The organism is Neorhizobium sp. 2083 (genome assembly GCF_031455615.1).
Lineage (GTDB): Bacteria > Pseudomonadota > Alphaproteobacteria > Rhizobiales > Rhizobiaceae > Neorhizobium.
In genome coordinates, this window is record NZ_JAVDTC010000005.1 from 67,680 (window position 1) to 93,042 (window position 25,363).

Consider the following 25,363-nt stretch of genomic DNA (forward strand, 5'->3'; position numbering starts at 1 on the left):
TGATAATGTCCTTATCACAGATAGGAGTCGATGAATGACCGAAGGAGAACGAGCGGCGATGATAGAGGCTGCCGTTGGTGACCTGAAAGCTGTCGGACGGCACTGGCTACAAGATCCCGACGCGAAAGACGTTCGGAACGCGGTCAGCGAACTTTTGCCCGGGTATACGATCACGGCCCATGAGCCGGAGCCGTGGGACGAGTGGTTTATTGTGGATCACTCTTTTCAAACAATGACCGGCCCGGAGCTTGAGAAAATTGCCCGGGAACAGGCGAGATTGCGAAAACGCAATGTCGTCCGACTCCCGAGCGGCGCCGATCTTCATGGCTACACCGCCCATTCCGTTTTGCGCGATCCTCATGGAGAGCTCGTCGATATAACACCCGTCGAGGACCGCAACTTTGTCCGCCGGCGGTTCATTCCGCACCTGGGCGATGATGCAACGTTTCTCCGCATGAGGACCTTGAACCTCAATATCCTTTGCCAAGGGAACGGCCCGGCGCCAGCGTTCGAGTCGGAGTGGGTCAATCGGCCCATAGATTCAGACGACGCCCTATGAACCACCTCGTCATTCGTTCCTCAGGGTTTCTGCTTCCAGCCATGGTGGAGGCCTTGCCGGAAACCGGCCGGCTGAAATTTTTGGAATTCTTCACGGCGCAGATCCACAACCCCAACACCCGCTGCTCTTACATGAAGGCAGCGGTCGGATTCCTCGCCCGGATGCGGGGCGCGAGGTACGCGGTTGTTAGACGCCATCACGCCGATTCACGTCGCCGGCTGGATTGAGGAAATAACCGGCACGCATTCGGCGCCGACGGTCAAGCAGCGCTTGGCGGCCGTGCGGCACCTGTTTGACTGGCTGGTGGTCGGCCATGTCATGCAGGCGAACCCGGCGCATTCGGTGCGTGGCCCCAAACACTCCCGCAAGCGGGGTAAGACCCCAGTGCTTGCGCCCGAGGAGGCGCGGCAGCTGCTCGACAGCATTCCCACCGATACCCTAATTGGCAAGCGTGACCGCGCCCTGATCGGGCTCATGACCTATACCTTTGCACGGATCGGCGCGGCCACCGGCATGGAAGTGCGCGACCTCTACCAGCAGAACCGCCGGCTATGGGTGCGTCTGCACGAAAAGGGCGGTAAGCAGGTTGAGTTGCCCTGCCATCATTCCCTAGAAACCTACCTGGACCATTACATGGAGGCAGCCGGGCTGAGATATGCGCCCAGAGCGCCATTGTTCCAGACCGTCAGCCGAGGCACAAAGATCCTCTCTGGGCGCCCCCTGCCCCAACAGGATGCCTACGCCATGATTCAGCGGCGGGCCATCGCGGCTGGGATTTCGACGGCGGTGTGCAATCACACGTTCCGCGCCACGGGGATCAAGGCTTATCTTAAGAACGGCGGCACGCTAGAAAAAGCAGCCGACATGGCCAATCACTCGTCGATCCGCACGACCCAGCTCTACGATCGCCGGAGCGACGACGTGAGCCTGGACGAGATTGAGCGGATTCTAATTTGAACGGGCAGATAGAGACCGGGCCAAATGCAAACAGGTGGTCACCACGAGATCACCAGCTCGGGGTATTCAGTCACTAGCGGAGGGCGGAAATCGTCCGGCCGAATATACGTCGGACGCCATATGTAGTGGAACTGCTCCCTATCCAGCCATTCCTCCAGAGCCCTGGCAGCTTCTGTCTCAGATAGATCAAACGGCCATTCCTGGACGATACGATAGTGGCGATGGCCTTCGAATGCCGCCGCATCGATGGCGGCGGCGACAGTGGCTGGCTTGAATATCTGGTTGGCGTAGGCGGTTCGTTTACGTTCTGCCATGAGGTAGTTTCCTTCGGCGCGTTTCATCAGAAGGCACTCCCCAGATAGGTGTCGGTAATCTTGAGGCGGCCATGTCCGAGTTCGGCCGATATCTGGCGCCGCGCAGATCGGTCGGCCTGTTGTTCGGCTGGGCTCATGTCGATCCAGCGCTTCCCGCCCGCGAAGGGACATTTAGTGCCGGTGAGCGCCTCGTAGCGGTGCTGGGCGTAACCATGGCGGAAGCCATGAGTATTCCGCAGCCCGGCCTTGAGGGTATGGTACTCGAACCGCTTGAGCTGTTCGATATAGGTCAGGTGGTCGGGGATCATCGAGCTTTTGCCCTTGATCAGCGTGATCACGTGCTCCAGCACCTGGCGCTGCTCCAGCGTCGTGATCGGCACGGTGCGGGCGCGGCCGCCCTTGGTCCAGCTGGCGTTCAGGGCAACCTGATGGGCGCGGACCGCCGTTTGCGGCTGGAATTTCAGAGCCTCCTCGCGGCGCAGGCCGAAGGCGACCTGAAGCAGGACCGAGGCCCGGATGTAGGGGCATTCGATGGCGCGGAATTTGGCCATATCGAGGGTCTGGGCGCGATTGCGCACGGCTTCGCCGCGTTCGCCGACGCCGTAGGTCCGGTTATCGCGGTGGATGACGTTGGCCTTGCCGACCTTTTCCGCCCACCAGCGCAGGAAGGTCAGGCGATTGCGGATGGTGGCATCGGTCTTGTCTTCGTTGAGCCATTTCTCGACCAATGCTTCGGCGTGTTTCGGCTTCAGCGAGGCGGTATTAGGGAGTTGGTAGCCGAGATCGGCCAGTTCTGCGGCCATCGCGGCAAGGCCGCGCTTGCGGTTGGTTTGCGTGCCGTAAGAGCCGTCACGGTTACGGCGGCACAGCCGTACCAGGTCCATGGTGAGATCGTCCATCTTGCTCAAGTCCATTTTGCGGTGAGTGTTGATGGCCGATGCCTGTCCGTAGATCAGGTCACCCCGCGAAGTATCCGCGGCCGGGGGCCGGAATGCTGGATTAGTCTCCTTTGCGGTAAGAGCCGCCCGAGCCAGCCTGGAGGCTGGCCTGATTGGTTTGCCCTGTTGGGCGGTCGGCATGACCTTGCGGGCATGCCGACAGGGGCCGCCGCCATGGCGGCGCGCGGATAAAGTGAGCGTGCATAGCTCTCTCCTGTTGGTTGGGAAAACGGTGGGTGAGATGGATCAGGCTTTTGCGTGATCTGAGGAGATTGTGGACGGAGCCGTCTAGGAATGGCCAGCCCATTGCTTCCAAAATGATCGATTGAGCGAGACGAAGCGGCAGCTTCATTTCGATGTCATGTGGCATCCTTTGGCGGAAACAGCTGAAACTGTGGGGATGTGGCGGGTCCGTCACTCCCCAACGGATTGGCGAGTGACGGTCCGCCTGACGTCGGCCTTGTCGGACATCGCATGTTCGAGTGGGAGGCGCACCTCCCAAACCCTCGCCTTGGGCCGCTTAAGGCCTCCGGCCACCCAGCGTCCTAGCCGGGGGACTTGGCAACCCCCGCCCCCCTGCTCGTGCGGCTCTAAAGGCCGCAGCGGGAGATATCTTGACCTCCCACACCCTTCCGCCCTGTGGATCGCAAGCAGGCAAGCGATCCACAGGGCTACGCCCGCTAATGGCATGAAGACCGTCTCGCAGCGTCATGCGCCGCGGCTGCTACCCGGGTGTGAATCAAACGCTCCAATTGCGGAATGCACGTCTGGCTGAAAGACTGTCCGGCAGCAGTCACGCTTCAACCGGGCGCCGCCGAGCCACACACAAGCTGACCTTATGCAGACCAGGCAACATAGCAAGCCGCTCTTCGGTGACCTAAGGGAGGAGGACGATGTCTCCAGGGTTCAGTCCGGAAACGACCTCGACGCCGTCTGGAAAGGTCGATCCGAGCAGCACCGGAACCATGGTGTCTTTGCCGGCTCGACGAATCCGGATTTGAGGAGCTGCACCGGCATTGAGAACGGCCAAGGGAGGCACTATCAGCGCGGCGGAGTTGAAGTACGTCTTGACCGTCATACGAGCCGACATTCCGAGCCGTACCGCCTTGCGGAGCGTGTCGTCATCGATCACGAACTGGGCGCGGACGTCGAAGACAGCTGCGTTCGTCCGGCTGACGGTTGCCTCGGCGCTGACATTTACGATCCGCCCTAAGAGCGTTGTGCCGGGAAAGGCATCGCTGATGATGTCTACCGGCTGACCGATCTGAACGCGGTTGACGTCAACCTCATCGACAGCGCCGGTTACGGTGAAGCTGCTGATGTCTGCAATCGAAAACAGAGCAGTTCCCCGCGTGGTGTTCGCTCCCGGCTCAAGTGAGGGGGGGTCTTGATTGTTGCCGGTGGCAGGCGGCCGCGTGAGGATCCCCGACACAGCAGTCGCAACATTCGCGCCTGCCATTTGCGCCTTCAAATCGCGAAGTCGACTTTGTGCGTTTTCGAGATCGAGCGCCAGAAGTTGCCGATTATCGGCATTGCCGCGCTGCAGTGTTGACTCAAGCTCTTCTTTCGCGCTGGCGACCGTACTCTGCTGCGCGTTCCGCTGCTGGACTGTCCCGTCATATTCGTTGCGCGAGATGATGCCCTGGTCCAACAAGCCTTTCAGTTCTGTCAGCTGTCGCTCCAATGCAGCGAGCGATGTCTGCGCTGATTCCAAGGCGCGTTTCGCGCGCAGCACATCGGGACCGCTGTCCCATTTCTCCATCGCCTGAGCCGCCATGGCCGCTTTGAGATAAGCGGATTGGGCATCGCGGTAACGATTTGCGATTTCGCTCGTGTCCATCACAAGGAGCACATCACCGGCCTGGACATGATCGCCAAGCTGCACACGCTTTTCGCGGATCAAACCGTCGAATGGCGCAACGATTGCGACGGCTTTGCCGGCTGCGATTGTGCCGGCAATGTTCAGGTTGGAAGACACCGCTTGCGGTTTGACGGTGATGGCTTGCTCAGGCTGAACACCTTTCGAACTTTTCACCGTAAGCGCCGATTCGTAATTTCCAGACTGCCAGAACCAGGCAGCGCTGCCGAGAACGATGATCGCACTCCCAGCGGCAAGAACCGACCAGAGACGGGCGCTTGACCGCCGGGCATCCGTGCCGCTGACGCGGATTGGCATAGCTGTCGCCTCAGTGCACGGCTGCTGCCGTTGCTCTGTGTTGATGGCCATGGGCCCGCGCTCGGAGTTTAAGTTTGTCATGACTTCATTCTTTCAAACTGATCTGCCATGTGTCCAGCGTCGTGCCCAATTGCAGGTCAAGGCGAGTCAGGGCATTCAGATATCCGATCCGTGCTGCCAACAGTTGGTTTTCCGCCGATCTCAGGCTGTCTTCCAGAGAGCGGACCTGGAATGTCGTCGAACGGCCGGCGTTTAGCTTGACCTTCTCAATTTCGATGGCGCGGGCGGCAAGCTCTCGCGAGCGATCCGCAACGGTGAGCTGCTGCCACAGGAGGTCCACTTCGGAGACACTGCCACGGATCTGCATCTCGATTCCGGCGCGAATATCGGCCAATTGCAACTCAGCCCCGCGATAACCGGTATCGGCCTGCACGAGCTGTTGCTGCTTGGCGAGATCATTGATCGGAAAATTGAAGCGCAAGCCACCCATGATCTCAGTGACATTCCGGGTCGGACTGCCGCTCGCGAACTCACCGCCGAATCGGCCGCGGGCAAAGAGCGAAATATCCCAAAGCTGCTCGTTCTTGGCCACGACGATTCCGAGCCTGCTCTGCTCGATCACGTAGAGCTGGCCTTGATAGTCCTGTCGCTCTGTGAGCGCCACCCGGATCAGGTTGTCGACCCGGGTGTCCACCGTCTTTAAGGAGATCGTTTCCCGCGCGACAATTCTCGTCGATAGATCAAGGCCAAGAAGATTGAGGAGCGCCAAGCGTGCAGTTTCAACGCTTTGCCTTGCCTGAAGGACGCGAAGCTTCTGGGTTTCGAGATCGGCCTCGGTTTGTACGGCGTCCATTTCCGCCATACGGCCGGATATGATCAGGGCTTGGTTGATCCCCAGGAGATCCTCTGCCCGCACCACAGCATCATCGGCGAGCTTCAATTCCTCCTGCGTCAGAAGCAAATCCCGATGGGCGAAGATAATGCTGCCGATTGTCTCCGACACGGTTGCTCGCAGCCGCAAGCGATTGATGCTTTCTCGCAACCGAGCTTGCTGGACGGGTGCCATGTTCACCTCAACGCCGGCGCCGCGCAGAAGTGGTTGCTCCACGTTGATTTCCGCCGCCGAGCTTGCTGTGCGTCCCCCTTCATTCCAAGTCGCTGAGTTGTTCCAGGCAAAGTCGAACGTCGCACCGGTCGGAGTCAGAAAGGTTACGCCAGGAGCAACACCCAGTGTCGTGCTTTTCACGTCGCCGATCCTCTGGCGAGCAACCTCGCCTTGCACTGAAAACTGCGGCGTGAAGCGATCCTCCGCTACCCGAAGATCAAATTTCTGGGCGATCCGATCGATATACGCGCTTTTGATCGACCGATTGTTGCGCAGCCCGAGGAAGACAGCGTCCGCAAGGGTCAAGGGAGCCCCTCTAAGAACCGTGCGTTTCGACTCGGTCAGGCTTGCCGCTTTGTCCGGCGTTGCCACTACCATTGTCCCAGGGTCATAATCAGGGCGTGGAATGGGGATCGGGATCTTCGATCCACCCAAAGCTGGCGAGGCAATGCCGAGGCCAATGATGATCGCCGAGCCTGCGCCGGGTAATTTCATCACTCGCTCCTCAGAGCCGTCACAGGGTCAAGGCGCGCAGCCCGCGCCGCGGGATAGATGCCGAAGAACAGGCCCACGACCAGTGCCATGCCGGCCCCAAGGGGAAGCGCAAGCGGCGCCGCCTCGAATTGCCATCCGGAGCTATCCGTGAAGATCCAACCCGCCACGTAGCCGAGGCACGTCCCAACCCCACTACCGATCAATGACAGGATCAGGGTCTCGCAGAGAAACATCAGCCTGATATCCTTGCGACGCGCGCCGACTGCCAATCGCAGGCCGATTTCCTGCCGACGCTCCATGACACTCATCAGCATAACGTTCATAATACCGACACCCCCGACAACCAACGAGACCGCCCCGATCCCAAGAATGAGCGTGGCGTAGATGCGCATCTGCTCCTCGATGCTGGCGATCATCTCCCGCGCCGTCGTTACCTGCATGAAACCATTCGGCATGCGCTTCGTGAAATAGTTGCGCAAGGCTTCCGCCGTTGCCTGATCGCTTGCGCCTGGCGCCAATCGGGCGGCAATGTTGCCAATGACTGGGTTGGAGATGAGCCGCCGGGCGGCCGCAAAGGGGACTACGATCGAGCGGTTGAATTCGATGTTCAGGATGAAATTCGAAGGCGTATCCTTCAAGGTGCCGATTACAGTCAGAACCTGTCCCCCAAAGCTGATCTGATCGCCCGCGGCTACCGGTCTTCCGCTCGCCCTGTCAATTCGGGCGGCAATTTCTGAGCCGATGACAGCGAAGGGGGAAAAGCGATCGAGATCCGATGTGGCACGACCTTGGTCAATGCGAGCTTTGCCGAGCGTGTAAAGCCCATCCGTTGCGGCGATAATCGTTGCCTGAATATCGATCCGGCCAGATCGCACCTTTCCTCCCGTCTGCACAATTGCGGAAACTTCAGATACGCCAAGACCCTGTTTCGGAAGATCGAGAACCATACCAATCGGCACCTGTGGCACGGCCTCGGTACCGGTAGCTTGCGGCTGAATCATCACCAAATCGGTTCCGAGAGTTTCGAACTGACTCAATGCGGCTTTGCGGGCATTGTGGCCGACGTGAAGCATAGCAATCACTGCGGCCGTGCCGATCGCGACCCCCATCAACGCCAATATGCCGCGGCCTTTCACCAGACGGATGTCACCCAGGGTCTCCCGCATGATTTCAACCGCGATGCCTGTTCCGGTCATGCTGAAACGCTTTTGGGCGTCGAGGAATTTTCATCCAGCACCCGGCCGTCGCGCATCACGATCCGGCGTGGACAGCGTGCCGCGATCGTTGGGTCATGGGTTACGAGGATGACGGTCATTCCGAACTCGACATTCAGTTTCAGGAACAGGGACATGATCTCATCGGCCGTTCCGCTGTCGAGGTTTCCTGTCGGCTCATCCGCGAGCAAAATCGATGGATTGCCCACCAACGCCCGAGCGATTGCAACACGCTGGCGCTGGCCGCCAGATAGCTCTTCGGGGCGATGGGCAGATCGGCCCGCCAGCCCAACCAGATCCAAAGCACCTGCCGCCAATATGCGCCGCCTACCCTTCCCCGTCCCCCGATACAGCAACGGAAGTGCGACATTATCGAGCGATGAGTACCGCGGCAGGAGATGAAACGCCTGAAACACGAAGCCAATCGTTTCGTTACGAAGGCGAGCAGTGGACTCTGGGGTGAGACCGCTGGTCTTTATACCGTCAATTTCAATCTCCCCATTTGTGGGCCGATCGAGCAGTCCGATCAGGTTCATAAGCGTCGTCTTGCCTGACCCGGATGCTCCGGTCAGAGCACAGAAGTCCCCGCGTTGCACAGTCAGCGTGACATTCTCAAGAACAGAAACAGTGTTGCGTCCCCCATATGTTTTGCTGACGGCTTTAAGTGCGAGCATGCCGCCCCCTAAAACGATTACTCAGCCTCAACGGGCAGCCCATAAAAATCCACAATCAAATGTCTTTGCATTACGCTAGTAAGCGCCCCAAACCCCACCCTGGGCTTTGGGCCTTAGTAAAATTCCGCAGCCCTCAATACACGAGATAGGTGAACTCTGTGCCGTTCTGCTGAATACTGGCATACTTACCGGTTTTCTTGTCACGCATCATGCCATCGGTATCGATGGTAATGTAGTCTGCGATGAACTTGTCTTTCCCTTTGGTGTCGAACGTGCCTGCTTCGCCTCTTACCCTGCCATCAGCGTAGTACATCATGGTTTTGGTCAAGGTCGAGGTCACCCCCATGTCGGACATGTTATAAGACTGGAGCGTACCGTCTTCTAACGCTTTCAAATAAGCCTGCGCACGCACCGCGTTGGGCCCACTTCCCTTGGCCTCTTCCTGTTCATTCAATACCGTTTTCAAGGCCATCTGCTCATCAGAAGAGAAAGCCCCCTCCCCAGTTGCCGTCTCTGTGTATTCGCCATTTGCTGTATATTCCCGCACCGCGTTTTTCATCTGGAACAGCGTGGCTTTTTTGTCTGGCTCCGATGCGAGCGCAATGATCGTGCCGATCGCATTACCCGTCCTCATCACGTCATCGGTATGCCCGGTGGCGTCTTGGAGCAGCTTCACCGCGCTCGATGCCGGATCAGTAGCTGAAGCGCTGCCGACGCCAAAAAGAAGCGAAACGGAGCTAGCGGAAATGGAGTTGATGCCGGAGACCATGATTTGCTTCCTCGAATGAACGGGTTGTGGAAATTTCCCCAGCATCCGGGCGGAAAGCTTCATGCGGCTGGAAAAGCATCATGCCTGACTATTCATTATCGCGCACTCCTTAAGATTTCATTAAACTCTACCTGCGGTTTTGCTAAAACATGACCATCTATCACGATCACGAACTGTTGATCGGATTGCCGATGAGATAATTTCCTTCTTTGAGTTGTATAATGCAATTTTTGTGCGCAGATTTCCGCCCGCCGCGCAACCGGCGGCATTTGTGAGAGGTTATTTATGCAAAAGTTCTTGAAAGCACTATTTCTTACCGCATCCCTCATGGGTTGTGGTGTGGCGGCCGCCAATGCGGCAACCGTGAAGTTGAAGATATACAACTCTTCAGCGAAAACGATTAACGTAGACGCAATTCCGAGCTGCATTAACTGCACGACATCGACGACGACATCAATCCAGGGGGTTGGCACGACATACGCAACGGCAAACCCCGGCGCTGCTACCATGACCTACAGCATCGATTACTCTGCCTATTTCGGCCCGAGTTTCATTGAGCGAGGTTGCAGGGCAGAGATTGTTGTTGAATTGAATGCGGCCGGGGCAGTGACCGGCATTTCCTCTTACTCTTGGTCCAGATATATCGGGTCTCCCACTTGCACCGTCCTCGACCTGGAAATTGACAATACCGGCGCAGTAGATTGGAAAGTTGAATTCTACGCTCCTAATACGTGATATCAGAAGCTTGCGAGGACCAGTCTTGGTCCTCGCAAGCCGACTTATCAAACCAATGAGTCGCGTCGTCCCATTTTCAGTTACGTGAGGGTCGCCAAGGTAACCGTACCGGTAGCCCCCTCCTCAGGTACACTATGCTCGCACAGTTTTGATGGGCAAACGGCATCCCACAAAGTGCTTGGTGGCAAGGTTCGTGTGTACCGTCGCCCGAACAGTTCAGTATGGCAGTGCTCCACTTATCTTGAAGGAAAGAAATGGCGGGTCAGCACCAAGACCGACAGTCTCGCCCAAGCCAAGGAATTTGCTAAAGACTTGGTATTTTGAACTTAAGGGCAAAAGCCGCGCCGGAGGTCTGAAGAGGGAAAAGACCTTTGTCGATGCCGCCAAGCAGGTTTTTTTCTGGAGTACGAGGCAATCACCAGGGGAACGGGATGCTCGCTACGTGAAGGACCATAAGGCCACGCTGGAGAATCCCCTGATACCCTACTTCAGCGACAAGGTGCTGAGCCCGGTGGCCAATACCGGGGGGGCGGCCCCCGGCTCGAACGGCGGGCTATCTTAGCTGTGAGGCTAGCTGGGTCGGGGTTAACGGATGCCGATGCGTACCCATTCTTGTTTGTATTGGCCGGCAGGAAGCAACTTGATTTCAAGGATGGCAACACGTTGCCCCGATTTCAAAATTGACCGCACGCCGGTCCAGTCTGCCGGTCGAGCACGGGCGTTGATGTCACGGTTGGCGATCAGCACGTCGCCGACCACCGGGGCGGCCTGGTACCGGCCAGTTGCAGGATCGTTGAAGAACGAAGTCTTGTCACCGACATCGCGGAACGCGACCCAGGTGTTGGCGATCTCAGAACTACCTCCTGGGGTGTGAGTGACATTGGGATTAACTGTCTGAGGAATGTTCGCCTGCGGATTGCTATGCTGAGTGTTACCCGGCTGGGAATTGCCGCCTTGAGGCTTGCTATCCTGGGGCTTCACGCCTGGCGGACTTGCAAAGCGCGGATTGCTTAGTGCGGCAATCTGGTTGAGCGTCTGCCGATAAGGGGACCCTGGTCCGACGTAGGTGAGAACGACAGCCGGTTCGTTTGGCTGAAGCGCTTTCACCCGTTCGGTATCCCAGCTGATCGCCCAATCACCGCCCTTGGTGAGCGCGATCGTCGGGCGCACCTCCTTCAAGTTCTTCAACTCGTCGATCCTTTTGGCCGACTTTTCGGCCCATTGTTTTGCATCGGCGCAGGTCATGCCCGTCTGCGTGGTACAGAAGGTATCGAGCCTGGTTTTAGCGGGATCGACATAGTTTTTATCGACATAGGTTTGCCCCGCCTGAACTATGACCGCACCGCCGCTGCGGACAAATTCATTCAGGCTGTCTTGCGTCGATCCGCCGGAGGCGGCAACCGCGACACCGCCCATCGCACCGGTGACAGCTGCCTTCTTCAGAATTTCTCCCGCGGTGTCCTGCGGCAGGGCCGAGGCGTTAGCCCCGCCGATCGACATAACATATGCCTGCGTCCCTGCAGCTAGAGCCAGTTCGACATTACCGTCGCTGTCGTTATAGGCCTTCCAGGCGGCGTAGGCGGCCGCACCCGCCGGACCACCGTAGGCCGTCGCGGCAGCTTGTGCAGCCTGACTGAGGATCTCGTTTTCACGCACTGCCTGGGCCGCGTTGTCATTCGTGGCTTTCAGCCTGTCCGTGCCGATATGCCACATTGCATCGACGACCTTGCCCTCGCGGACCCGCTTTTCCGCAGCCGACAGGATGTCGCCAGCGCCCTTAGTTTCCCGTTCGGCAAAATTATAGGCCGCATGCGCGGCATCGACGATGTCGTTGGCCGTCTTACTCAGATTGTCGGCCGTGTCGGCTATAGCTTTGTTGGTGCTTTCCAACGAGTCGTTCACCGACTTCCGCAAATCCTCGGCCGCCTGCCCAGCTGCTGTCACCACATTGACGACCGACTGTACGGCGACGGTATCGCCAGCCTTAATCAACTCCTTGAAGGCACCTTCGGCCACCGGCGCGATCACCTTTATCACCTCCTCTTGCGTAGGCACTCTTACCGGCGGAACAGGTGATGGGATCGTTGGCACTCGCGGCACAATATCTGGAACGCAGCCGCAAACCTTTACGAGAAAGCCTACGCATTCCTCGTGCTGGCCGTTCGGACAGGCATACGCCTGAACTGCAGAAGTAAGTAAAAACGCGGGAATTAGGAAGTATCGCATGCTCTTGCCCTCAAGGAAACGCAAATCCCGTCGATAAACCTAGAGTAGAAAATACTTCGCTGTCAACCTGCCTGAAGTCAAGGCTTTCGGAGATCAACGATTTCATCTCTTGCAGTAATAAACCTCCCAGATGAACTCGATTCCCACCCGGGCCGTAGCTAGGGTTGGGACATGCGAACTTGTCGTCGTCGGCGAAGGTCGCGACAATTCAGCGTTAAACTTTCTTCATCTCCACCGACGTGGTCTTTCATTACAATCGCGTCACGTTTCTCCAGCGATCCCGCGATTGCGTTGAAGTAACCCGAATTCCCGCAAGTCATTGAAAAACAACATCTGCGCAAGCAACGCCACAGCCTGGAGCGCAGGATTGGGCCCAAAATTCGGCAAAGCGCGGCGCTGGAACCTTATTTATTATTAAGCTGACCTGCGCCGCTTCGGGGCGTATTTCTATCTGCAAGACTGAATGCTGCCGGCGACCAGTTGATGTCGCGACGGCAGGGGCAGTTCCAGGACCGTTCACCAAAGGTGGAGCTCTCACATGCGCTCAACTGTTCCGACAAACCAGTATTCCACGGTGCCGTCGGCGCCCTGCCCGGTCTGGCACCTCACCGGACCGCCCGGCGATCGCTTTCGATCGTATGGAGCCCGGGTTGTTTCGCCTGTCTCCCGGTGATCCGGCCTTCTGAAGCAGCGGCTTTGCTCTGAAACCGCTTTCAGCCTCGCAACCTTCAAAATCCAACCGATCAGTCGCCCGCCTCTCGGGCGGCGTCGATTCCTCATGCCCTGAATGCGCCCGCCTCCCGGCGCCGGGACATGCAGACAAAAGCAGAAAGGAAGACCTTCATGTCCAATATCCTTCGCAGACATCGGATCGCAGTACTTCTCGGCGCCGCCATCGTTGCGGTCCCGCTCGCCATTCCGGTCATCCAGGGCACCAATGCGGCGCATGCGGCAACGATGGCAACGGCCGCTGCCGGCTCCGTTTCCGGCGTCGTCGCTCCGGGCGGCTCGTTTGCGCCGATCGTTTCGGCCGACAAGCCGGCGGTCGTCACCATTACCACCACGATGAAGGCGCAGAACGTCGCTTCCGACGACGGTTCGCCCTTCGGCGACGATTCGCCGTTCGACGAGCAGTTCCGGCAGTTCTTCGGCCAGCAGGGCATCCCCGTGCCTCGCCAGATGCCGCAGCAGCGGCAGGCGCCGCGCGCGGAGGCTCTCGGCTCCGGCTTCGTGGTCACGGCTGACGGCTACATCGTCACCAACAACCACGTGATCGACAACGCGATCGACATCAAGGTGACGCTCGACGACGGCACCGACGTTCCGGCCAAGCTGATCGGCGCCGATCCGAAATCCGATCTCGCCGTCATCAAGATCAAGGCGCCCAAGCCGCTCGCGACCATCGCCTGGGGTGATTCGGACAAGCTCAATGCCGGCGACCAGATTCTCGCGATCGGCAATCCCTTCGGCATCGGCACGACTGTCACGGCCGGCATCGTTTCGGCCCGCGGACGCGATCTGCACAGCGGTCCATACGACGACTTCATCCAGATCGACGCGCCGATCAACCATGGCAATTCCGGCGGCCCGCTGGTCGATCTCGAAGGCAAGGTGGTCGGCATCAACACCGCGATCTACTCGCCGAATGGCGGCAGCGTCGGGGTCGGCTTCGCCATCCCTTCCGATCAGGCCCAGAAGGTCGTCGCCAAGCTGATGAAGGACGGCTCGATCGAACACGGCTTCATCGGCGTGCAGATCCAGCCGGTGACGGCGGATGTGGCGGGCGCCATCGGCCTCGACAAGCCGGAAGGCGCGCTGGTCGCCAATGTCAACGACGACACGCCGGCTGCCAAGGCCGGCGTCCAGACGGGCGACGTCATCACCGCGCTCGGTGGCCAGGCGATCAAATCCCCGCGCGACCTGTCGCGCATGGTGGCCGACCTGACGCCCGGCGCCAAGGAGGGCCTGACCGTCTGGCGCCAGGGTGAAAGCCGCAATCTCAGCATCACCGTCGGCGGCAACCAGCCCGACCAGCAGCAGGCGTCCGCCGACAAGGGCGACAAGTCCATGCAGGGCGCCCAGCGGGTGCCGACCATCGGCATCGGCCTTGCCGACATCACCCCCGACATCCGCCAGGCCCTCAACCTGCCGCGCCGGGAAAACGGGGCCGTGATCGAAAGCGTCGCTCCCGACAAGCCGGCCGCCGACGCAGGCCTGCAGCCCGGAGACATCATCGTCTCGATCAACCAGCAGCCGGTAAAATCCGCCAAGGAAGCCAAGGCGGCGGTTGCCGAAGCCGGCAAGTCGGGGCGCAAGTCGGTCCTCTTGCTCATCCAGCGCGGCGAGAACCAGACCTTCGTCGCGGTTCCCTTCTCGATCGGTTGAGCTCTGCCCCTTCTTCGTCCATCAACGCCGCCCCGTTTTCGCGACCGGGCGGCGTTCCTGGTTCGCGGCTGGCCGCTCGCCTTGCGAGACGCATTCCAAAGCAGCGACCAGTTCGGCAAACCTTTTCCTCGCCCGAGCCAGAACGAGCGCGTCGGCGATCGGCCTGTCCACCACATCCTCAAGCACCCGGACAACCCGGCGCGCGGCGGCTCTCGACTCGCGGGACGCCGTCTCGCCGACCGCGATTTCGGCCGCGAGAAAATACATCCGCCGATAGCTGCTGGCTTCGGCGGCTGCCTTGATCCACGTCCTTTGAGATTCAGTCATGCCGCCTTAGATGGGAGAGGCCTTTCGAAAGTCAGGCGAGCGATGACGGTAGAGTCAATCTCATTTTAACCAAAACCCAGGGATGAATTAGCTCAGACTCATGAAATCACTGCCGGAACCTTAACGAGTGCAAAGACGTTTGCTCGGCCGAAGGAGCATCCATATGCGCATTATATTCATCGTCATGATCGTTTCGGTGCTCAGCATCCTGGCTTTCAAATATGCCGACCAGTCACTCGGCGGCGGCGAAATCATGGCTTCTCCCATGGAACTCTCGGCCCGGAACTGAAGAGTGCATGACGCGGTCGATCTCTTGACGGCGGCCTTCGGAGCCGCTTGACCGTTCCGGCCTCGCCGCCATAATCCTGCGGTCCCGTCCAAATACAATTTCCCACTACGAGAGGTTTTCATGGCCAAGCCAAAGATTGCGATCATCATCGGCAGCACGCGCGACGTCCGTTTCGGCGACAAGCCGGCACAGTGGATTTACGACACCGCATCGAAGCGCGACGACATGGATTTCGAGATCGTCGACCTGCGCGATTTCCCGCTGCCGTTCTTCAACGAAAAGGCGTCGAACGCCTGGGTTCCCACCGAAAGCGAAGTCGGCCGCCGCTGGCAGAAGAAGGTCGCCGAGTTCGACGGCTATATCTTCGTCGTCGCCGAATACAACCGCTCGATCACGGCGGCGCTGAAGAACGCGCTCGACTATTCCTATCCGGAATGGAACCGCAAGCCGGCAGCGGCAGTTGGATACGGCAGCGTCGGCGGCGCACGCGCGGTCGAACATTTCCGCACGATCGCGGTCGAGCTCCAGATGGTCCCCACGCGCCCGGGCGTCCACATTCAGGGCGCCGATTTCTTCGCGGTCTGGCAGCAGGGCAAGGCGCTTTCGGAACTCACCCATCTGGAACCCGGCGTGAAGACAATGCTCGACGATCTTTCGTGGTGGGCGACGGCGCTCAAGACGGCGCGCGAAAAGGCCTGACTGCTGTTCACGCAGCATTGATTTCAGGGTTCCGGCGCAAGCCGGAACCTTCCCATCTCCCGGGTGTTGTCAGGCAATAGAGGAGTGTTGCCATGCGCACCCAAAATGTCCTGATTGCCTTGGGATCCGCCATCGCAGGCGGGTTGGTCGTCGCCCTTCTGATGCATCCGGCCGGCCCCAGCGTGGCTGCGAAATCAGACCGGCTCAGCGGTTCTCCGGCTGAAACCGCCTTCCTGCCGGAACGTTTCGGCGTTCCCGGTACCATTCAATAAGCCGGACACCTCAAGGTGTGATCTGAAACGGAAAGCCGGCGCCCCTTAAGAGGCACCGGCTTTTTGTGTCCAGCCAATCAATGAACGGCCTTGCCGCCCTCTTCCTCTTCGAATGTCACCGCGACATTGCCATCGGCCGACAGGCGAACCCTGTTGCCTTCGATATCGGCGACAAGTTCAAGCGGGACGAAGTGATGGTGGCCCCGATGGCCGCCCTCACCGCTGTCCTTCCTGGTCAGCTTGATACGGCTGCCTTCGACGCGGTCGACCGTTCCGACATGAACACCGTCCGCGCCGATGACTTCGGCATGTTCCTTGATTTTCGCAGCATCGATCATGGGAAATCTCCTTTTCTGCGTTCCGACAACGCATGACTGGAGATATCGATGCATGCTCTTCGTTAAACGCCCGCTACCTTATCGATTACTGATGCAGGGTGTAGGTGTCCATCTTGCAGATGTCCTGCGTGTCTTCCATGTCTTCGAGTTTGGAATCCTCGGAGAATTCGAAGCGCAAGTCGTATTTGCAGGCGCGGCGGCCATCGCGGATGGTGATCTTGACGCTCTGGCCCGGCTCCAGCACGTCATCGCCGAAAACGTCTTCCTCCCAGTTATCCACGCCTTCCGGAGAGGTATAAAAGCGCTCGAGCGTACCCTTTGTCTTGTTGATCAGGGTGAACACAAGATCGTCCGCGGCGTGGGAGGCACCCGCTGACACCAGAATAGCCACAACAGCGGCGGCTAATCCGCAAAATTTCTTAACCATGACACAGCCCCTCTACCCTTGATTGGGTGTAGTACTACTACAGGCCGGCCATTAAATCATGATGAAGCTTCGCGTATTCTTGCGACGATGCAGGTTACCGATATTTAAGTTTCATGCGATCGGGTTTCATGTGATTGAGAGACTTGAAGAATCTCATCCGCCGACCATGCTTCCGGCGGATTTGCGCCACATCACGGCGAAGCGGGAGATTTAGCCCCGGTTGCATCCCTATCCAGCAAAGGACAGACCGTTGAACGTGCAGAACACACCCGACCCGGCAGCAAAGACCGGCGACGCGCCCGACCTCGCCGCGATCCTGGCCACGTCGGGAGCCGGGCGCAAAAAGCGTCGCTGGATCTGGCCGACGGTCTTTATCGCGCTCGTTGCCGCCGCCGTCGGCGCATACAGCTATTCCGGCGGCAGCGGACCGCGCTACGACTACACGACGCAGCCGACCAAGCGCGGCGGACTGTCGGTCATCGTCACCGCGACGGGCTCGGTTCAGCCGACCGATCAGGTGGACATATCCAGCGAATTGTCCGGGACCGTCCGTAAGGTCAATGTCAGCTACAACAGCACGGTCAAGCAGGGCGATGTCCTTGCCGAACTCGATACCAACAAACAGGAAGCGGATGTGCAGAGCGCCCGCGCCCAGCTGGCTTCGGCACGCGCCAACGTATTGAAGGCGGAAGCCGAGGCTGCCTCGGCCAAAAACTCCTTCGACCGCCTGACAGGCCTCGTCAGCAATCGCATTTCGACCCAGCAGGAACTCGATGCGGCGAAATACGCATACGATTCGGCGCTCGCGACCAAGGCCATCAACGAGGCTGCCGTATTGTCGGCGGAGGCCAACCTGCGACTGGCGGAGGTCAATCTTTCGAAGCTCAGGATCGTTTCGCCAATCGACGGCATCGTGCTCACCCGCGACGTGGATCCGGGCGCGACCGTCGCCTCCTCGCTCAATGCGCCGGTGCTGTTCACCATTGCCGGCGACCTCAAGCGCATGGAGCTGCAGGTGGCCGTCGACGAGGCGGATGTCGGGCATGTCCAGGAAGGCCAGACGGCGAAATTCTCGGTCGATGCCTATCCCGAGCGCAATTTCCCGGCAACCATCGAGGCGGTGCGGTTCGCGTCCGAAACCGTCTCCAATGTCGTCACCTACAAGGCGATCCTGACGGTCGACAATGCCGACCTGCTGCTGCGCCCAGGCATGACGGCAACCGCCGACATCACCGTCCAGTCAGTCACCGACTCGCTGCTGATACCGAACGCGGCGCTGCGATATGCGCCGCCGGCCACGGCGCGCAGCCGCGGGAATTTCCTCACCCGGCTGTTTGCGCCGCCACGTCCGCGCAGCAATCGCGGCAGCGAAGATGCCTCTGGTGCGGCCCGCGCCGTCTGGGTTCTGCGTGCGGGCGTGCCGACGCGGGTACAGGTCGAGACCGGTCCGACCGACGGCCAGTTCACGGTGCTGAAATCCGGCGAGATAAAGGATGGCGATCTCCTGATCACCGATGCCGTCGCCCGGGCGACCTGAGGACGGCTCCGGTGACACTTCCTCCCATCATCGCCTTCAGGCAGGTCTCGAAATTCTACGGCCACGGCGAAGCGACGATCCGAGCCCTCGACCGTGTCGACCTGTCGATCGCGGGCGGCGAATTCGTCTCGATCATGGGGCCGTCCGGCTCGGGAAAATCCACGGCGATGAACATCATCGGCGGGCTCGATATCCCCTCCTCCGGCGAATACCTGTTCCAGGGCATCCCGACCAGCGGTTTCGACCGCGCGCAGCTGACGCTGATGCGGCGCCACATGCTCGGCTTCGTGTTCCAGGGGTTCAACCTGCTTGCCCGCACATCGGCGGTCGAGAATGTCGAGCTGCCGCTCGTCTATCGCGGCATGGATCAGCGCGAGCGGCGCAAGCGTGCGCTCGTCGCGCTGGAACAGGTGGGCCTCAAGGGTCGCGAAGGCCATACGACCCAGGAACTGTCCGGCGGCCAGCAGCAGCGCGTGGCGATCGCGCGCGCCATCGTCACCGATCCCGCCGTTCTGCTCGCCGACGAACCGACCGGCAATCTCGACACCAGGACCAGCATCGAGATCATGGAACTGATCAGCCGGCTCAACCGGGACAACGGCATCACCGTCATCATGGTCACCCACGAGGAGGACATCGCCGCCTACGGCAAGCGGCTCTTGCGCTTCGTCGACGGCCATCTCGCCTCCGATCAGGCGCAGGGGAAGGAGCACGACCATGTTCTTTGAGACCGCCAAACTGGCCTGGCGGGCGATCAGCCGCAACATGCTGCGCTCCTTCCTGACGGTGCTCGGCGTGGTGATCGGCGTCGCGGCAGTGATCGCCATGGTCACCGTCGGCAACGGCACGACGGCAAAGGTTCAGGCGGAGCTGTCGCGCCTCGGCACCAACACGCTCTTCGTCCGCCCCGGCCAATGGGGGCCGGGACGCGCCAGCAGCGAGGCCAAGCGGTTCAACGACAAGGATGTGCTGGCGATCCGGGAACAGGTGACAGGGCTTCGCGCCGTGGCGCCCGTGAACCGCGGCACGGCGACGGTGATCGCCGGCGGCGCCAACCACTCGTCGAGCGTGATCGGCACCAACAACGACTATCTGATCGCCCAGGACTGGGACCTTTCGCTCGGTCGGTCGTTCCTCGCCAACGAGGACCGCGGCAGTCAGGCCGCCTGTATTATCGGCGAGACCCTGCGCAAGGAGCTGTTCGGGGCGGGAAATCCCATCGGACAGAACATTCGCGTCAGCAATGTCGCCTGCCCGGTCGTGGGCGTGCTCGCCGCCAAGGGCCAGTCCGGCATGGGCGACGACCAGGACGATACCGTCATCATGCCGCTGAAGCTGCACCAGCGGCGAATCGGAGGGACGACGACGATCAGCAGCATCATCCTCTCGGCACAGGGCGGCGTGGCGACCAGCAAGATCCAGTCGGACGTCGAAAGCCTGCTGCGCGAGCGGCGCAGGATCGCCATCGGCCGCGACGACGACTTCTCGGTCAACGACATGTCGCAGATCGCTGCCGCGATGACCGGCACGACCGTGCTGCTGACCGGCCTGCTCGGGGCGGTCGCGGCCGTCAGCCTGCTGGTCGGCGGCATCGGCATCATGAACATCATGCTGGTTTCGGTGACCGAACGTACCCGCGAGATCGGCATTCGGCTGGCGATCGGCGCGCTGGAACGGCAGGTGCTGACGCAGTTCCTCGTCGAGGCGGTGATGCTGTCGATCTTCGGGGGTGTCAGCGGCATCGTGACCGGCCTGGCGCTTGCCTATGGCGTCGTGAGCGTCCTCGGCGTGCCCTTCGTCGCCAGCCCGACGATCATCCTGCTCGCCTTCGCCTTTTCCGCGGCAATCGGCATGGTGTTCGGTTATTTCCCGGCCAGGCGTGCGGCTCAGCTCAACCCGATCGAGGCGCTCCGCCACGAATGAGCCGGGGCGCGCGGGCCTCCCATCGCCCCGTCCGCAACAGTGCATACGTCTCGCTGATATATCAGCTTTGCTTGCTATTCCGAAGACGACATGGCACTTTGTGATATATCAGGGAGGGCAGTTGCATGGCATCCGAGGCGGAACCGCTCAGCAGGCAGGCGTTTCGCCGGCTCGAAAACCTGATCGTCACCATGGAGCTGCAACCCGGCGCGCTGGTTACGGAAAAGCAGCTGATCGGCCTCGCGGGCCAGGGCCGCACGCCGGTGCGCGAGGCGATCCAGAAACTCGAATGGCAAGGCCTGATGCGGGTGCGCCCGCGCGTCGGCCTGCAGATCACCGAGCTCGTCGAGAGCGACCACGAAAACATCATGCAGGTGCGGCGCCAGCTCGAACCGGTTGCCGCGATGCTGGTTGCGGAACACGCCGGCGAGGAACAGCGCAGCGCCCTGCTCGACTGCGCCAAGGCAATGGGCACCGCAACGGCGACCGGCGACATCGCCGGCTTTCTGGAAGCCGACAAACGTTTCGACGAGATCCTCGAAGACGCCTGCCCCAACCGGTTCCTCATGTCGGCGCTGGCGCCGCTCCAGACCCATTCCCGGCGGCGGTGGTTCTCGACCGCTTCAGTCGAACGGATGGATCAGGCGGTTACGCAGCATGTCGCCGTCATCCGGGCCATCAGATCAGGCGACGCGGAGGCCACGCGAAGAGCGATGGAAACTCTCCTCGCCTATCTTACCGATTCATGAGGGAGATCAGACGCGGGCTTCGGCTTCGCGCTGTTTGGCAAGCGCTGCGAGATCGGCAGGCTTCAACTCGACCGACTCGCCGCAGCCGCAGGCGGACGTCTGGTTGGGATTGACGAAGGTGAAGCCGGAACGCATCTGCGTCACCTCGAAATCCATCTGGGTGCCGAGGAGATAGAGGACCGCCGAAGGCTCGATCCAGACGGCTGCGCCGTCATGCTCGATCCTGTCGTCCTTGGCGTTCGGCTCGGTGACGAGATCGACGGAATATTCCATGCCGGCACAACCGCCCTTCTTGATCCCGACCCGCAGGCCCTTGGCCTCCGGTCCGGAATTGGCGACGATCTGCTTGACGCGGGCCGCTGCGGCATCGGTCATGGTCATAATGGCAAAGCCCATGGGCTCATTCTCCTTCCGCACACGGATTCAAGGTCCGGTGTTTCACATCACTAACTTAAGCGGTGCCGCTTAACGCTTCAATACCCCGAAGACCCGTTCACCTGACGAGTTTTCGCCAATCGCGCGCACCATGGACAACACGTACGATTTCCGCATCGTCCCCTACTTGCCTGAAAAGAATGACATATTTCCCGAACGGAAACATCCGCAATCCCTGGCGTACATACTCGACCGAAACCCCGGTCCCCGGAAACTCGCCGAGCCTTCGAGAACGCTCCAGTACGCCGGCAACCCATTTGCGGGCGGCATTCGGATTTTCGAGAGAAATGTGAAGCGCGATAGACGAAATATCCCTGCGAGCGGCCGGCAGAAGACGAAAACTCATGGCTCCCGCCGCGCGATTTCCTGTTCAAGCTCTGAAGCTATCCGGCGAAAGGCTTCCTCGCCATCGATCGGTTCACCGCTGGCTAAACCTTCGTCCCAGAGCATACCCAACTCCTCGGCGGCAAAACCGTGGATCAAGCGCTTTGATTGCCATTCGGTCAGAGCTGAGATCACGACCTCGTCGACAGATGAGAACTCGCCGGATTCCACCATGCCCTGAACCATATCGCCCAGTTCCGGCGTAAGCTCCACGCTGATCTTTTCCATCTTGCCCATGCGGTACCTGCCAATCACCGATCAGCCATCCTACCGCCGAATCTGGATCAATACCAGCCGACGGCGACCTGCGCTTCTTCCGACATGCGCTCCGGCGTCCACGGCGGATCGAAGGTCATCTCGACTTCGACGCCGGACACGCCTTCGATGGCGCCGACGGCGTTTTCCACCCAGCCCGGCATTTCGCCGGCAACCGGGCAGCCGGGTGCGGTCAGCGTCATGACGATCTTGACCATGCGGTCGTCCTCGATGTCGATCTTGTAGATCAGGCCGAGTTCGAAAATGTCGGCCGGGATTTCCGGGTCGTAGACCGTTTTCAGCGCTCCGATGATGTCGTCGCTCAGGCGCGCCAGTTCATCGGCCGGGATTGCGGACTGGATGATCCCTTCCCGGGCATCCCACTTCAGTTCCGTTTCGTCGACAGCCATGACAAGGCTCCCTCAACAAGAAATTAGCCAAAGAAATTGCGGGCGTAGTCGAGCGCGTCGGCCAGCGCATCCACTTCGGCACGGGTATTATACATGCCGAACGATGCTCTGCATGTGGAGGTAACGCCGAAGCGCTTCAAGAGCGGCATGGCGCAATGGGTGCCGGCGCGCACCGCAACGCCCTTGCGGTCGATCACCATCGACACGTCGTGGGCGTGGATGCCGGCAAGCTCGAAGGAGAAGATGCCGCCCTTGCCCGGCGCGTTGCCGATGATGCGCAGCGAGTTGATGGCGCGCAGGCGTTCTGCTGCATAGGCCGCCAGATCCGCCTCGTGGCGGGCGATCGCCGCGCGGCCGACCTTCTCCATGTAATCGAGCGCATAACCGAGCCCGATTGCCTGGACGATCGGCGGCGTGCCGGCCTCGAAACGGTGCGGCGGGTCGTTATAGGTGACGATATCCTCGGCGACCTCGACGATCATCTCTCCGCCGCCCTGGAACGGGCGCATCTCGCGCAAACGATCCGACTTGCCGTAAAGCACGCCGATGCCGGACGGGCCGTAGAGCTTGTGTCCGGTCATCACGTACCAGTCGCAATCGATGTCGCGGACATCGACCGGCATGTGCACGGCCCCCTGGCTGCCGTCGATGAGGACCGGAATGCCGCGCTCATGGGCGATGCGGCAGACTTCCTTGACCGGGACCACGGTGCCGAGCGCGTTCGACATATGGGTGATCGCGACGAGCTTGGTCTTCTCCGTCAAGCTCTTTTCGAAATCCTCGATATGGAAAGCGCCATCGTCGTCGACCGGCACCCAGACCAGCTTGGCGCCCTGCCGCTCGCGGATGAAATGCCAGGGCACGATGTTGGAATGGTGCTCCATGATCGTCACGACGATCTCATCGCCCTCGCCGATGTTCGGCATGCCCCAGCCATAAGCGACCGTGTTGATCGCCTCGGTCGAGTTCTTGGTGAAGACGATCTCGTCGACCGAACCGGCGTTCAGGAACCGGCGCACCTTTTCGCGCGCCGCCTCATAGGCGTCGGTCGCGGCATTCGAGAGGAAATGCAGGCCGCGATGGACGTTCGCATATTCGTTGGAATAGGCGTGGCTGATCGCGTCGATCACCACCTGCGGCTTCTGGGCCGAGGCGCCATTGTCCAGGTACACGAGCGGTTTGTTGCCGTGCACCATGGTCGACAGGATCGGGAAATCCCGCCGGATGGCTTCGACGTCGTAGGCAGTAACCGGTGTCGTCTGGTCCATTTCAGACCCTTTCATGTCGCTCTCAAGGAGCTACCGCAGAAGGTTTATCGCAGCCTTGCCGCTTGCTCCACGTCATCCTCGGGCTTGTCCCGAGGATCTATCCGCGCCTACCTTTTTGAACCGGCTGGGACCCTCGGGACAAGCCCGAGGATGACGCGAAGTGGCATGGCCTTAGTCAGTCAGCGGCCCCAACTTGCCGGGGACACTGTGATCATTCCCTCAGGCGTGCTTTTCAAGCCAGGCCGAAATGACGCCTTCCAGTGCCTCGACCAGCTTTTCTTCTTCAAGCTCCTCGACGATCTCGGCGACGAAAGCGTTGACCAGCATGGCACGGGCCTTCTTTTCCGGAACGCCGCGGGCCATCAGGTAGAAGAGATGGCTGCTCTCGATATCGGCAACCGTCGCGCCATGGCCGCAGACCACGTCGTCGGCGAAGATTTCGAGTTCGGGCTTGGCCGAGAACCCGCCGTCGTCGGTCAGCAGAAGCGTGTTGCAGGACATCTTGGCGTCGGTCTTCTGGGCATCCGGAGCGACCCGGATCATGCCCTGGAACACGCCGTTGGCGCGGTCGAACACGACGTTGCGGATGATCTCCGTCGAATTGGTGTGCGGCACGTTGTGGCCGAGCACCAGCGTGACATCCGTGTGGCTTTCGGCGCCGAGCAGGTTGACGCCGCGCAGCATCAGTTCCGCACCTTCTCCGACCACGTCGATGCGCAGTTCCTGGCGCACCAGCTTGCCGCCGGCATTGATGACGAACAAACGCAGCTTGGCCTTGGTGCCGAGCTTTACCCGGATCTGGCCGAGATGGGTATCCTCCGAAGCCTGCTGCTGCAGGATGATCCATGTGATGTCGGCGCCGTCCTCCAGCGTGATGTCACTGATCGAGGACACCAGCGCCGCACCCTCCGTCACCGACCGGTGACGTTCGATGATCGTCGCCCTGGATGCGGCACCGAACGAGACCGGGAAGCGCGTATGCACCTGACCCGCGGCATGCAGGGCCTGCAGTTCGATCGGCGCGTCCAATTCCGTATCGGCCGGAACGGTGAGCGCATAACCATCGCGCACGAAGCTGCCGTTGATACGGCCGATCGCATCGTCCTTGTCGAGCGCCGTCAGGCCGGCAGCGGCCGAACCGTCGGCGAGCCTGTCCTTGAAGAGTTCGATCTCGACGCCGTCCACGGCGGCCTTCGCATCTGCCTCGCCCTGAAGGATCGAGAGGACCTTCGATCCCTCGACCAGCGGCGCGATCGGATCGATGGCCGAAACCTGCGCCGCGTCCGGGACGCTGCGCATCAGGTTCTTGAGGTCGGTATAATGCCAGGCCTCGATGCGGCGGGTCGGCAGGCCGGCCTTCTTGAGCTCGTCCAGCAGCCGGTCACGCGTGCCGATGACGGCGCCATTGCCGGGCAGTTCGCCGATCTGGGCGCCGAAGGCTTCCACCAACGCGGTTTCGGCAGCCGTGAGACGGCTTGTCGTCTGCATGTTCATGACAACATC

Annotated in this window: 30 protein-coding genes; 12 read left to right on the plus strand and 18 right to left on the minus strand. The window is 60.4% G+C overall.

Features of this window, described 5'->3' with window-relative positions:
• Positions 1–34: 34 nt before the first annotated feature.
• The 3 genes from J2X76_RS19595 to J2X76_RS19605 are packed head-to-tail and all read left to right on the plus strand — an operon-like array spanning position 35 to position 1,516.
• Positions 35–559, plus strand: coding sequence for a hypothetical protein (locus tag J2X76_RS19595; RefSeq protein ID WP_310218956.1), 525 nt, complete (start codon positions 35–37; stop codon positions 557–559).
• Entirely contained in the window at positions 556–786 is a 231-nt protein-coding gene (locus J2X76_RS19600) for a hypothetical protein (protein ID WP_310218957.1), read from the plus strand. The genes J2X76_RS19595 and J2X76_RS19600 overlap by 4 nt, the downstream gene beginning before the upstream one ends.
• A complete protein-coding gene (locus J2X76_RS19605) occupies positions 743–1,516 on the plus strand; it encodes a tyrosine-type recombinase/integrase (protein WP_310218958.1) in 774 nt (257 codons plus the stop codon). The genes J2X76_RS19600 and J2X76_RS19605 overlap by 44 nt, the downstream gene beginning before the upstream one ends.
• 38 nt (positions 1,517–1,554) lie before the next feature.
• On the opposite strand, the gene J2X76_RS19610 is transcribed toward J2X76_RS19605, so the two are convergent.
• From J2X76_RS19610 to J2X76_RS19645, 8 genes are all read right to left on the minus strand, one after another.
• A complete protein-coding gene (locus tag J2X76_RS19610) occupies positions 1,555–1,857 on the minus strand; it encodes a hypothetical protein (protein WP_310218960.1) in 303 nt (100 codons plus the stop codon).
• Entirely contained in the window at positions 1,857–2,729 is an 873-nt protein-coding gene (locus J2X76_RS19615; RefSeq protein ID WP_310218962.1) for a phage integrase N-terminal domain-containing protein, read from the minus strand. The genes J2X76_RS19610 and J2X76_RS19615 overlap by 1 nt, the downstream gene beginning before the upstream one ends.
• Before the next feature lie 916 nt (positions 2,730–3,645).
• Positions 3,646–4,995, minus strand: coding sequence for an HlyD family efflux transporter periplasmic adaptor subunit (locus J2X76_RS19620; protein ID WP_310218963.1), 1,350 nt, complete (start codon positions 4,993–4,995; stop codon positions 3,646–3,648).
• A gap of 34 nt (positions 4,996–5,029) precedes the next feature.
• Entirely contained in the window at positions 5,030–6,544 is a 1,515-nt protein-coding gene (locus tag J2X76_RS19625) for a TolC family protein (RefSeq protein WP_310218964.1), read from the minus strand.
• A complete protein-coding gene (locus J2X76_RS19630) occupies positions 6,544–7,740 on the minus strand; it encodes an ABC transporter permease (RefSeq protein WP_310218965.1) in 1,197 nt (398 codons plus the stop codon). Before J2X76_RS19630 ends, J2X76_RS19625 begins: the two co-directional genes overlap by 1 nt.
• Positions 7,737–8,432 carry an ABC transporter ATP-binding protein gene (locus J2X76_RS19635; protein WP_310218966.1) on the minus strand — a complete coding sequence of 232 codons (696 nt, stop codon included), beginning with the start codon at positions 8,430–8,432 and terminating at the stop codon, positions 7,737–7,739. Before J2X76_RS19635 ends, J2X76_RS19630 begins: the two co-directional genes overlap by 4 nt.
• Before the next feature lie 133 nt (positions 8,433–8,565).
• Positions 8,566–9,201 carry a hypothetical protein gene (locus tag J2X76_RS19640; RefSeq protein ID WP_310218969.1) on the minus strand — a complete coding sequence of 212 codons (636 nt, stop codon included), beginning with the start codon at positions 9,199–9,201 and terminating at the stop codon, positions 8,566–8,568.
• Positions 9,202–9,296: 95 nt separating this feature from the next.
• Positions 9,297–9,710 carry a hypothetical protein gene (locus J2X76_RS19645; protein ID WP_310218971.1) on the minus strand — a complete coding sequence of 138 codons (414 nt, stop codon included), beginning with the start codon at positions 9,708–9,710 and terminating at the stop codon, positions 9,297–9,299.
• Between J2X76_RS19645 and J2X76_RS19650 the strand changes: the two genes are divergently transcribed.
• The gene (locus tag J2X76_RS19650) at positions 9,709–9,936 is read left to right on the plus strand and encodes a hypothetical protein (RefSeq protein WP_310218972.1); all 228 of its coding nucleotides are present in this window, start codon (positions 9,709–9,711) and stop codon (positions 9,934–9,936) included. The two genes, J2X76_RS19645 and J2X76_RS19650, sit on opposite strands and share 2 nt — an antisense overlap.
• Before the next feature lie 585 nt (positions 9,937–10,521).
• On the opposite strand, the gene J2X76_RS19655 is transcribed toward J2X76_RS19650, so the two are convergent.
• The gene (locus J2X76_RS19655) at positions 10,522–11,964 is read right to left on the minus strand and encodes a hypothetical protein (RefSeq protein ID WP_310218974.1); all 1,443 of its coding nucleotides are present in this window, start codon (positions 11,962–11,964) and stop codon (positions 10,522–10,524) included.
• Positions 11,965–13,005: 1,041 nt separating this feature from the next.
• Here J2X76_RS19655 and J2X76_RS19660 point away from each other — a divergent pair.
• On the plus strand, positions 13,006–14,547 hold the full coding sequence (locus J2X76_RS19660; RefSeq protein ID WP_310218976.1) for a DegQ family serine endoprotease: 1,542 nt from the start codon (positions 13,006–13,008) through the stop codon (positions 14,545–14,547).
• Positions 14,548–14,568: 21 nt separating this feature from the next.
• Here the strand turns inward: J2X76_RS19660 and J2X76_RS19665 are convergent, their stop codons facing one another.
• Positions 14,569–14,874: a hypothetical protein gene (locus tag J2X76_RS19665; protein WP_310218977.1), complete on the minus strand. Its 306-nt coding sequence runs from the start codon at positions 14,872–14,874 to the stop codon at positions 14,569–14,571.
• Positions 14,875–15,037: 163 nt separating this feature from the next.
• Here J2X76_RS19665 and J2X76_RS19670 point away from each other — a divergent pair, with 163 nt between their 5' ends.
• From J2X76_RS19670 to J2X76_RS19680, 3 genes are all read left to right on the plus strand, one after another.
• A complete protein-coding gene (locus tag J2X76_RS19670) occupies positions 15,038–15,163 on the plus strand; it encodes a hypothetical protein (protein WP_310218978.1) in 126 nt (41 codons plus the stop codon).
• Between the two features lie 120 nt (positions 15,164–15,283).
• Positions 15,284–15,862 (plus strand): NADPH-dependent FMN reductase, encoded by a 579-nt coding sequence (locus tag J2X76_RS19675; protein WP_113285592.1) that lies wholly within the window; start codon positions 15,284–15,286, stop codon positions 15,860–15,862.
• Between the two features lie 92 nt (positions 15,863–15,954).
• Complete coding sequence (locus J2X76_RS19680; RefSeq protein WP_113129628.1) at positions 15,955–16,134, plus strand: hypothetical protein; 180 nt, start codon at positions 15,955–15,957, stop codon at positions 16,132–16,134.
• Positions 16,135–16,211: 77 nt separating this feature from the next.
• On the opposite strand, the gene J2X76_RS19685 is transcribed toward J2X76_RS19680, so the two are convergent.
• Both J2X76_RS19685 and J2X76_RS19690 read right to left on the minus strand, forming a co-directional pair.
• Complete coding sequence (locus J2X76_RS19685) at positions 16,212–16,472, minus strand: DUF2171 domain-containing protein (RefSeq protein WP_113129627.1); 261 nt, start codon at positions 16,470–16,472, stop codon at positions 16,212–16,214.
• 85 nt (positions 16,473–16,557) lie between these two features.
• Positions 16,558–16,899 carry a hypothetical protein gene (locus tag J2X76_RS19690; RefSeq protein ID WP_310218979.1) on the minus strand — a complete coding sequence of 114 codons (342 nt, stop codon included), beginning with the start codon at positions 16,897–16,899 and terminating at the stop codon, positions 16,558–16,560.
• Positions 16,900–17,149: 250 nt separating this feature from the next.
• Here J2X76_RS19690 and J2X76_RS19695 point away from each other — a divergent pair, with 250 nt between their 5' ends.
• The 4 genes from J2X76_RS19695 (at position 17,150) to J2X76_RS19710 (ending at position 21,108) form a co-directional block, all read left to right on the plus strand.
• The gene (locus J2X76_RS19695) at positions 17,150–18,436 is read left to right on the plus strand and encodes an efflux RND transporter periplasmic adaptor subunit (RefSeq protein WP_310218980.1); all 1,287 of its coding nucleotides are present in this window, start codon (positions 17,150–17,152) and stop codon (positions 18,434–18,436) included.
• An 11-nt stretch (positions 18,437–18,447) separates the two neighbouring features.
• Positions 18,448–19,164, plus strand: coding sequence for an ABC transporter ATP-binding protein (locus tag J2X76_RS19700; protein ID WP_310218981.1), 717 nt, complete (start codon positions 18,448–18,450; stop codon positions 19,162–19,164).
• Complete coding sequence (locus tag J2X76_RS19705) at positions 19,154–20,359, plus strand: ABC transporter permease (RefSeq protein WP_310218983.1); 1,206 nt, start codon at positions 19,154–19,156, stop codon at positions 20,357–20,359. Before J2X76_RS19700 ends, J2X76_RS19705 begins: the two co-directional genes overlap by 11 nt.
• A gap of 125 nt (positions 20,360–20,484) precedes the next feature.
• Positions 20,485–21,108: a GntR family transcriptional regulator gene (locus J2X76_RS19710; RefSeq protein WP_113129622.1), complete on the plus strand. Its 624-nt coding sequence runs from the start codon at positions 20,485–20,487 to the stop codon at positions 21,106–21,108.
• 6 nt (positions 21,109–21,114) lie between these two features.
• Here J2X76_RS19710 and sufA read toward each other — a convergent pair whose 3' ends face one another.
• The 6 genes from sufA to sufD all read right to left on the minus strand — a co-directional run bounded on the left by sufA (position 21,115) and on the right by sufD (position 25,354).
• Positions 21,115–21,504: a Fe-S cluster assembly scaffold SufA gene (sufA, locus tag J2X76_RS19715; protein ID WP_310218984.1), complete on the minus strand. Its 390-nt coding sequence runs from the start codon at positions 21,502–21,504 to the stop codon at positions 21,115–21,117.
• A gap of 97 nt (positions 21,505–21,601) precedes the next feature.
• Positions 21,602–21,889 carry a type II toxin-antitoxin system RelE/ParE family toxin gene (locus tag J2X76_RS19720; RefSeq protein WP_310218986.1) on the minus strand — a complete coding sequence of 96 codons (288 nt, stop codon included), beginning with the start codon at positions 21,887–21,889 and terminating at the stop codon, positions 21,602–21,604.
• The gene (locus J2X76_RS19725) at positions 21,886–22,164 is read right to left on the minus strand and encodes a type II toxin-antitoxin system ParD family antitoxin (protein WP_310218988.1); all 279 of its coding nucleotides are present in this window, start codon (positions 22,162–22,164) and stop codon (positions 21,886–21,888) included. Before J2X76_RS19725 ends, J2X76_RS19720 begins: the two co-directional genes overlap by 4 nt.
• Positions 22,165–22,211: 47 nt before the next feature.
• On the minus strand, positions 22,212–22,592 hold the full coding sequence (locus J2X76_RS19730) for an SUF system Fe-S cluster assembly protein (RefSeq protein WP_113129620.1): 381 nt from the start codon (positions 22,590–22,592) through the stop codon (positions 22,212–22,214).
• A gap of 23 nt (positions 22,593–22,615) precedes the next feature.
• On the minus strand, positions 22,616–23,860 hold the full coding sequence (locus J2X76_RS19735) for a cysteine desulfurase (protein ID WP_310219370.1): 1,245 nt from the start codon (positions 23,858–23,860) through the stop codon (positions 22,616–22,618).
• A gap of 219 nt (positions 23,861–24,079) precedes the next feature.
• On the minus strand, positions 24,080–25,354 hold the full coding sequence (sufD, locus tag J2X76_RS19740; protein WP_310218989.1) for a Fe-S cluster assembly protein SufD: 1,275 nt from the start codon (positions 25,352–25,354) through the stop codon (positions 24,080–24,082).
• Positions 25,355–25,363: the final 9 nt, after the last annotated feature.